Annotated in this window: 8 protein-coding genes; 6 read left to right on the top strand and 2 right to left on the bottom strand. The window is 69.7% G+C overall.

Annotated elements, in window-relative coordinates; genetic code table 11:
* Together ACFTZL_RS12790 and ACFTZL_RS12785 are read left to right on the top strand one after the other, a co-directional pair.
* Positions 1 to 288: SHOCT domain-containing protein (locus ACFTZL_RS12790; protein ID WP_382580945.1), on the top strand; the 288-nt coding region annotated here is incomplete at its 5' end.
* A 26-nt stretch (positions 289 to 314) separates the two neighbouring features.
* A complete protein-coding gene (locus ACFTZL_RS12785) occupies positions 315 to 1,631 on the top strand; it encodes a cation:proton antiporter (protein WP_382580943.1) in 1,317 nt (438 codons plus the stop codon).
* Positions 1,632 to 1,709: 78 nt separating this feature from the next.
* On the opposite strand, the gene ACFTZL_RS12780 is transcribed toward ACFTZL_RS12785, so the two are convergent.
* Complete coding sequence (locus ACFTZL_RS12780; RefSeq protein WP_382580941.1) at positions 1,710 to 1,946, bottom strand: hypothetical protein; 237 nt, start codon at positions 1,944 to 1,946, stop codon at positions 1,710 to 1,712.
* 159 nt (positions 1,947 to 2,105) lie between these two features.
* A complete protein-coding gene (locus ACFTZL_RS12775) occupies positions 2,106 to 3,146 on the bottom strand; it encodes a LacI family DNA-binding transcriptional regulator (RefSeq protein ID WP_382580947.1) in 1,041 nt (346 codons plus the stop codon).
* Positions 3,147 to 3,445: 299 nt separating this feature from the next.
* Between ACFTZL_RS12775 and ACFTZL_RS12770 the strand changes: the two genes are divergently transcribed.
* The 4 genes from ACFTZL_RS12770 to ACFTZL_RS12755 are packed head-to-tail and all read left to right on the top strand — an operon-like array spanning position 3,446 to position 8,237.
* A complete protein-coding gene (locus ACFTZL_RS12770; RefSeq protein WP_382580939.1) occupies positions 3,446 to 4,717 on the top strand; it encodes an ABC transporter substrate-binding protein in 1,272 nt (423 codons plus the stop codon).
* 11 nt (positions 4,718 to 4,728) lie between these two features.
* Positions 4,729 to 5,724: a carbohydrate ABC transporter permease gene (locus tag ACFTZL_RS12765; protein WP_382580937.1), complete on the top strand. Its 996-nt coding sequence runs from the start codon at positions 4,729 to 4,731 to the stop codon at positions 5,722 to 5,724.
* Complete coding sequence (locus tag ACFTZL_RS12760) at positions 5,721 to 6,554, top strand: carbohydrate ABC transporter permease (RefSeq protein ID WP_382580935.1); 834 nt, start codon at positions 5,721 to 5,723, stop codon at positions 6,552 to 6,554. The genes ACFTZL_RS12765 and ACFTZL_RS12760 overlap by 4 nt, the downstream gene beginning before the upstream one ends.
* Positions 6,555 to 6,596: 42 nt before the next feature.
* Positions 6,597 to 8,237 (top strand): glycoside hydrolase family 13 protein, encoded by a 1,641-nt coding sequence (locus tag ACFTZL_RS12755; RefSeq protein WP_382580933.1) that lies wholly within the window; start codon positions 6,597 to 6,599, stop codon positions 8,235 to 8,237.
* Positions 8,238 to 8,289: the final 52 nt, after the last annotated feature.

Here is an 8,289-nt window from a genome sequence, read left to right as displayed (position 1 = left end):
GCCCTGAGCGGCTGGGCCAAGACGGGATGGCTGGTCTTCACCATCGTCCTGCCCTTCCTGGGCGTCTTCGTCTACGTCGTCGCCAGGGGCAAGGGCATGGGCAAGCGTGAACAGGACCACGTCAAGGCCAAGATGGACGAGACGGACCGCTACATCCGCGAGACCGTCGGCGCCACCGGCCCTCCCAGCGAGGCGGACCAGCTCGCCAAGCTGTCGCAGATCCGGGCCCGCGGCGACATCTCCGACGAGGAGTTCCGCCGGGCCAAGGAGAAGGTCCTCCACTCGTAACCGCACGCCCTGACGGGTGAGGCGCGGTGAGCGGCAGCGTGTGGGCGGGGGCGGCCGTGGCCGCCGTGACGGCGGGGTACGCCCTCTTCTCCCGGCGGCTGGCCACGACCGTCGTGTCGGCGCCGATGGTGTTCACCGGCTGCGGGATCGCCATCGGCCCGACCGGGCTCGGTCTGCTCGACCTGAAGCACGACGCGGGCCCCGTGCTCACCCTGGTCGAAGCCGCCCTGACGCTGGTCCTGTTCACCGACGCGATGTCCGTACGGGGACGGGATCTCCGTCTCGGCGGATTCCTCCCCGGCCGCCTGCTGGGGATCGGACTGCCGTTGACCATCGGGGCGGGCTGGCTGCTGGCGTGGCCCCTGCTGCCGGGGCTGACCCTGTGGGAACTGGCCCTGCTCGGTGCCGTTCTCGCGCCGACCGATGCCGCCCTCGGCAAGACAGCGGTCTCCGATCGGCGTGTCCCCCCGCTGGTGCGCGACGGCCTGAATGTCGAGTCCGGCCTCAACGACGGTATGGCGCTGCCCTTCTTCGTGGTCTTCCTCGCGGCTCTGCCCGGGACCATGGCCTCGGAGGAGGGAGCCGCCGGGGTGTTCTGGCGCGCGCTCGTGCTCAGTACCGCATGGGGCCTGGCCGTGGGAGGGCTCGGCGGGTGGCTGTTGCGCCGGTCGCGCGCGAGGGGCTGGATCGGTGGTGACTGGCGGCAGACCTTCGTCCTGGCCGTGGCCGTGGGCGCGTACGCGGTGGCCGTCGCCTTCGACGGGAGCGGCTTCATCGCGGCCTGGGTGGCCGGTTTCGCCTTCGGTGTGTCGCTGCGGCGGAGCGGACCGGTGAAGGCGCGGGCAGGGGCACCGGCTGAGGCACCGGCCGCCGTCGACGACTCCGCCGGTCTCACCGGGCATCTCGCCGATCTTCTCGCCTCGTTGAGCTTCCTGGTCTTCGGTGCCGTCCTGCTCGGGCCGACGCTGGACGACCTCGACTGGCGGATCGTCGTCTACGCCGTGCTGAGCCTCACCGTGGTCCGGATGCTGCCGGTCGCCCTCTCCCTGGCCAGGACCGGCCTGGCCCTTCCCACGGTCGCCTACATCGGGTGGTTCGGGCCGCGCGGGCTCGCCTCCGTCGTCTTCGGGCTTCTCCTGGTCGAGGAACACGTCCCGGGCGTTCAGCTCCTGGGCCGGGTGATCGCGGTCACCGTCATGCTCAGCATCCTCCTGCACGGCATGTCGGCCGTGGTCCTCGCGAAGCGGTACGGCGCCTGGTACCGGAGGGCCGCGGACCGGCGACCGCAACTGCGCGAGAACCTGCCCGGGGACGGAGTCCCCGGTGGGCGACCACCGGACTAGGTCCTTCGTGCCGGTTCACCAGGGCCCGAGGCCCGGCTCGCGCCGACCTGAGGAACGGACAGTCTGTCTGGAGCAGGCTCAGTCCCCGACGCACTTGGGGTACTTCGAGCCCCGGTTGCAGTCGTGGTAGTCGTACTTGCTGACCCTGAACTTCTTCTCGTCACCGGCCTTGGCCGGATCAACGACCAGGTAGAACTTCTTCCCGTCCTTGACCTTCTCGGTGACCTTGCCCTCGGGGCCCTTGTCGAAGTCCTGCGCGCATCCGGCGAGGGCGAGGACGCTGACTGCCACGAAAGCGGTGGCGAGGCGACGCATGTCGTGCTCCGATCATCTTGAAATCGCAGCTCAGTGTAGGGGTGGGCGCTCCGCGGTTCATGATCGAAAATGTTCCCGGGTGTGGATGCGGAAGGTCTGTGGAGGGCAGTGCGCGGAGTGCGGACAACTCCCTTTCCCCACGGCCGATCTGAGGTGTGGTCACCCCTGCGTCGGCTCGCCGCCCCGCTCCCCCTCGTCCCGGGCGTGAGCCACCGGCGCTGTCGTGGAGCGGGGGATCACATGCGTCGGCAGGACCAGATGGCGGCCGTGTTCTCCGTCGGAGTCGTCGATGAGCTTCAGGGCCAGTTCGCCGGCCTCGCGTCCCATGTCCGACGGTGACTGGGCGACCGTGGACAGGTCGAACCAGTCCGCCAGCGGCTGGTCGTCGAAGCCGAGGACGGAGATGCGCTCGGGTACGGCGATCCGCGTCTTGCGCAGGTTCCAGATGAGGGCGACGGCGACCTCGTCCTGTTCGGCGAAGACGGCGGTCGGCGGCTCGCGCAGGCTCAGCAGCGTGCCGAGCACCTCGGCGGCGGCGCGCTTGTCGCCGACCCGGGTGGAGACCACCAGGTCGTCGTCGAGCGGGACGCCCGCCTCGGTGAGCGCCTGCCGGTAGCCCAGCAGCCGTTCGTTGGAGCTGAAGGTGAAGCCGCTCGCGCCCTCGGTGTGGACGAACGCGATCCGGCGGTGGCCGAGGTTGAGCAGATGCCGGGTGCCGTGCAGGGCGCCGGCCACATCGTCGACGTAGACGCTCGGGCGGCCGTCGACGTGCTGGCTGACGTAGATGACCGGCATGCCGAGGTCGTCCAGCCGGGCCGTCTCCTCGTCGGTGAGGTCGAAGGAGAACACCAGGAGCGCGTCGGCGTTGCGGCGCGCCGGGAGGTGTTCGAAGAAGTCCGTGCGCTCGGCCAGGTCCGGGATCTCGTAGACGTTGAGCTGCAGGCCCGCCGCCCGTAGCAGCGGGGCCAGGCTGGACAGGGCGGATCCCATGAACCACGAGTTGAGTGTCGGGACCATCACCGCGACCGTCCCGGTCCGGCCCGTGACCAGGCTCGCGGCCTGCCGTGACACGGCGAAGTTCAGTTCGCGCGCGGCCTTCTCCACCCGGGCGCGCACCTCCGGCGACACCGTGGACAGGCCGCGCAGCGTGCGCGAGACGGTGGAGGTGGAGACCCCGGCCCGTTCGGCGACGTCGGCCATCGTGGGGTGCCGCTGAGCTGGAGGCATGAGCCGGACGTTAGCACAGGGATTCGCTCCGCTGACCGTGGTTGTGACAGCGCTTTCATGAGAGTGAAGCCAAAGCAGTCAGCCGATTACCCCTGCGTAACGCATTGACTTCGACAAAACACGCCCCTAGCTTGCAAGCGTTGTCCGAGCGGCCCTGAAGTGGTCTCCAAGAGATCCGCCATCAGCGTTCTGACCTGCATATTTTCTTCATTCATTCCATGACAACGCAGTCTCAGCAGCCATGACCCCGGTTCAGTGCGACCAGGAGAGACATGACGACCAGAACCACCAGAGCCACCGCGCTCGCCGCCACCGGGCTTCTCCTCAGCGCCTGCGGCAGCGGCTCCGGGCAGGCCGGGCCACCGTCGTTCGAAGGGCGCGGGCCCATCACGTACGTGGCCGGCAAGGACACCACGGGCACCGTCCAGCCGATGCTCGACCGCTGGAACAAGGCGCACCCGAAGGAGAAGGTCACCTTCATCCAGTTGCCGACCGACCCGGACGCGCAGCGCCAGCAGATGATCCAGAACGCGGAGACGAAGTCCGACGCCTACACGGTGCTGTCCCTCGACGCCGTGTGGACCTCGGAGTTCGCCGCCCACCGGTGGATCGACCCGCTGCCCGAGAAGCGGTTCCCGCTGGGCAGGATGCTGAAGCCGGTGGTGGAGACCTCCCGGTACCGCGGCGGTCTGTACGCGGTACCGGGCAGCTCGGACGGCGGCATGCTCTACTACCGCACCGACCTGCTGAAGAAGGCGGGTGTCGCCCGGCCGCCCACGACCTGGGCGCAGATGACCGCCGCCTGCGCCAAGGTGAAGAAGCTGCCCGAGGCGAAGAGCATGTCCTGCTACGCCGGGCAGTTCCAGAAGTACGAGGGCCTCACGGTGAACTTCGCCGAGGCCGTGAACTCCGCGGGCGGCACCGTCACCGACGCGAGCGGCAAGCCGGACGTCGACACCCCCGAGGCCAGGAAGGGCCTCGACTTCCTGGCCGGCTCCTTCAAGGACGGGACGATCCCGAAGAAGGCCATCACCTACCTGGAGGAGGACGGCCGCCAGGCCTTCCAGTCCGGCAAGCTCGTCTTCCTGCGCAACTGGCCGTACGCGTACTCGCTGGCCCAGAAGAGCGGCGTCAAGGGCAAGTTCGCCACCGCCCCCCTGCCCGGTCTGAACGGGCCCGGCTCCTCCAGCCTCGGCGGCCACAACATGGCCGTGTCCTCCTCCGCCGGGAACAAGGCGACGGCCCTGGACTTCATCAAGTTCATGAGCAGCGAGGAGAACACCAGGACCTTCCTCGAGGACGCCTCCGTCGCCCCGCCGTACGCCTCGCTCTACGACGACAAGGCGCTCATCGCCCAGTACCCGTATCTGCCGGTGCTCAAGGAGTCCATCCTGCGGGCCGTGCCGCGGCCCCGGGTGGTGCAGTACGGCGATGTGACCTCGGCGGTCCAGCAGGAGACGTACGCCGCCCTGACCGGGGAGAAGAGCAGCGCGCGGGCGTTGAAGGATCTGCAGAAGGCGCTGCGCAAGGCCGTGGCGCTGTGAGGGCCGGGGCCATGACCAGGACGGAGCCGCCGCCGGACCTGCGCACGGAAGAGAAGAGCAGCCCTCGGCGGGCGCCAAAGGCGGGCCGGGCGACCGCCGGTTCCGGGCGGCTGGCAGCGCTGCTGGTCTCACCGACGCTGCTGGTACTGACGATCGTCGTGCTCTACCCGACGCTCATGGCGCTGAAGGAGTCGCTGTACGGGCCGAAGGAGCTGGACCCGAGCACCGGATTCATCAGCGACACCGAGCCGTTCGTCGGGCTCCAGAACTACGTGGAGATCTTCGGCGAGGCCGGGGCGCGGTTCTGGAACGCCTTCTGGAACACCACGTTCTTCACCGTCGTCACGGTCGGCCTGGAGACGGTGGTCGGGGTGGCCATGGCGCTGATCATGCACAAGGCGTTCCGGGGCCGGGGCCTGGTGCGGGCCGGGATCCTGGTGCCCTGGGCGGTGCCGACGGCCATCTCCGGACTGCTGTGGCGGTGGATCTTCAACAGCGACGGCGTCGCCAACGCGCTGCTCGGGCAGCAGATCCTGTGGACCACCGAGGGCTTCCACGCCAAGGTCGCCGTCATCGTCGCCGAGGTGTGGAAGACGGCCCCCTTCATCGGGCTGCTGGTGCTGGCCGGCCTCCAGTTGATCCCGAAGGAGGTCTACGAGGCGGCCCGGATGGACGGGGCCCGGCCGGCGCGCCAGTTCTGGCACATCACCCTGCCGCTGGTGAAGCCCGCGCTGCTGGTGGCGGTGCTGTTCCGCTGCATGGACGCGCTGCGGATGTTCGATCTGCCCTACATCCTCGTCGGCGCGCAGAAGCACTCGGTGGAGACGCTGTCGATGCTCGCGCAGAACGAGGCGGCCAACGTCCGCTTCGGGCCTGCCTCCGCCTACGCGGTGATCCTCTTCCTGTATGTGTTCCTGATCGCGCTCGCCTTTGTGCGGCTGCTCGGCGCCGACCTCATCGGGGGCGACAGCAGGAGAAGGCGCCGTCGTACGGAGGTGGCGGCATGACGCTCACGGTCAAGTGGCGGCGGTGGCTGCCGTATCTGGGGATCGCCGCGGTGGTGGCCTACTGTCTGGCCCCGTTCTACTGGATGCTGGTCTCCAGCCTTCGGCGCACGAGCGACATCTTCGACACCTCGCTCGTGCCGGCTCCGCTGTCCTTCGAGAACTACCGGGCCGTGTTCGACCCCACGCAGGGGTTCGGGCGCGCGCTGCTCAACAGTCTGGTCGTCGCCGGGATCACGACCGCGGCGGCGCTGCTGCTCGCCACGTTCACCGCCTACGCGATGGCCCGGCTGGAGTTCCGCTTCAAGCGGCTGATCCTCACGCTGATCATCGCCACCTCGATGTTCCCGGTCGTCTCGATCGTGGTGCCGTTGCTGAAGCTGTTCACGGACATCGGGTGGATCAACACCTACCAGTCGATGATCGTGCCGAGCATGTCCTTCGCGCTGCCGCTGGCGGTGTGGAACCTGACCACGTTCTTCCGCCAGATGCCGGACGAGCTGGAGCACGCGGCGATGGTCGACGGCTGCACGCGCGGCCAGGCCTTCCGCAGGGTCATCGTGCCGCTGGCCGCGCCGGGCATCTTCACCACCGCGATCATCACCTTCATCTGCGCCTGGAACGAGTTCCTCATCGCCCTGTCGATGACCAACAAGCCCGGCATGCAGACCGCGACCGTCGCCATCTCCAAGTTCACCGGCGCCACGACCTACGAGACGCCGTTCGGCAGCCAGATGGCCGCCGGTGTCCTCGTCACGGTCCCGCTGGTGGTCATGGTGCTGCTCTTCCAGCGCCGTATCGTCGCCGGGCTCACCGCCGGCGCCGCGAAGTAGCCCACCCCGCCCGTAGTCCCGCCCCGCATCAGAAGGAGCCCCGTGTCCCCCACCGCACCCTGGTGGCGCAGTGCCGTCATCTACCAGGTCTACATCCGCAGCTTCGCCGACGGGAACGGCGACGGCGTCGGCGACATCGCCGGCCTGCGCTCCCGCCTGCCCTACCTGAAGTCCCTCGGCGTGGACGCCGTCTGGATCAACCCCTGGTACAAGTCGCCCATGGCCGACCACGGCTACGACGTCGCCGACTTCCGCGCCATCGACCCGCTGTTCGGCACCCTGGCCGACGCCGAGCGGTTCATCGAGGAGGCGCACGCGCACGGGATCCGTGTGATCCCCGACATCGTGCCCAACCACACCTCCGACCGGCACGCCTGGTTCCAGGCGGCCCTCGCCGCCGGACCGGGCAGCGCGGAACGCGAGCGCTACGTCTTCCGGCCCGGGCGCGGAGCCGACGGGGCTCAGCCGCCGAACGACTGGGTGTCCTGCTTCGGCGGCCCGGCCTGGACCCGGCTGCCCGACGGGGAGTGGTATCTGCACCTGTTCGCACCCGAGCAGCCCGACCTGAACTGGCAGCACCCCGAGGTGCGGGCCGAGTTCGAGTCCGTCCTGCGGTTCTGGTTCGGCCGGGGTGTGGACGGCTTCCGTATCGATGTCGCCCACGGTCTGATCAAGCATCCGGAGCTGCCCGACCTGCCGCCCCGCCGGGAGCCGGACGCCGGGCCGCCCTCGCGGCACGTGGACCATCCGCACTGGGACCGGGACGAGGTGCACGAGATATACCGCTCCTGGCGCAAGGTCGCCGACGAGTTCCCCGGCGACCGCTCCTTCGTCGCCGAGGCCTGGGCCGACACGCCTGAGCGGCTGGCGGCGTACGTCCGCAGGGACGGTCTGCACACCGCCTTCAACTTCGACTTCCTCATGTCGAGTTGGGACCCGAAGGACCTGCGCGCGGTCATCGACGACTCCCTCTCCATGCTCGGCGCGGTCGGCGCACCGGCCACCTGGGTCCTCTCCAACCACGACGTGACGCGCCACCCGAGCCGCTACGGCCGCCGTACCGCCAAGCGCTGGGTGGCCAACGAGAGCTACCGCCCGGAGGGCCCCCTGGACTTCGAGCTCGGCACCCGGCGGGCCCGGGCCGCCGCCCTGCTGATGCTCGCCCTGCCCGGCGGCGCCTACGTCTACCAGGGCGAGGAACTCGGCCTGCCCGAGGTCGAGGACCTGCCCGAGGACCTCCTCCAGGACCCGACCTGGGAACGCTCCGGCCACACCGACCGGGGCCGCGACGGCTGCCGCGTCCCGATCCCCTGGTCCGGGCGCACCGCTCCCTACGGATTCAGTCCCGACGGCGCCACGGCCGGGCCCTGGCTGCCCCAGCCCGCCCTGTGGGCCGAGCACACCGTCGAGAGCCAGACCGGCGACTCGACGTCCATGCTGGAGCTCTACCGTGCGGCGCTGCGCATCCGGCGCGACCATCCCGCCCTCGGCGACGGCTCGATGACCTGGCTGGACACACCGGCCGGGGTGCTGGCCTTCACCCGGGACCCGGGCTTCGTGTGCGTGGTCAACCTCTCCGCCGAGCCGTACGAGCTGCCCGGCCACTCCGGGCTCCTCCTGTCCAGCGGCCCGCTGGAGAACGGGCGGCTGGGGCCGGACCAGGCGGTGTGGCTGGCGGTGTAGGGGGCCGGCGAAAAGAGATGTCGACGGGCCCGAGCGGCAGCGGTCGTTCACC

It is taken from the genome of Streptomyces sp. NPDC056948 (assembly GCF_042674225.1).
GTDB lineage: Bacteria > Actinomycetota > Actinomycetes > Streptomycetales > Streptomycetaceae > Streptomyces > Streptomyces purpurascens.
The sequence above is the reverse complement of the archived record's forward strand: the minus strand, read 5'-3'. Positions and strand labels throughout refer to the sequence as shown.

Coding starts and splice junctions, on each gene's coding strand:
- ACFTZL_RS12770 (WP_382580939.1), top strand. CDS start 3,446: ATGACGACCAGAACCACCAGAGCCACCGCGCTCGCCGCCACCGGGCTT.
- ACFTZL_RS12775 (WP_382580947.1), bottom strand. CDS start 3,146: ATGGCCGACGTCGCCGAACGGGCCGGGGTCTCCACCTCCACCGTCTCG.
- ACFTZL_RS12760 (WP_382580935.1), top strand. CDS start 5,721: ATGACGCTCACGGTCAAGTGGCGGCGGTGGCTGCCGTATCTGGGGATC.
- ACFTZL_RS12765 (WP_382580937.1), top strand. CDS start 4,729: ATGACCAGGACGGAGCCGCCGCCGGACCTGCGCACGGAAGAGAAGAGC.
- ACFTZL_RS12780 (WP_382580941.1), bottom strand. CDS start 1,946: ATGCGTCGCCTCGCCACCGCTTTCGTGGCAGTCAGCGTCCTCGCCCTC.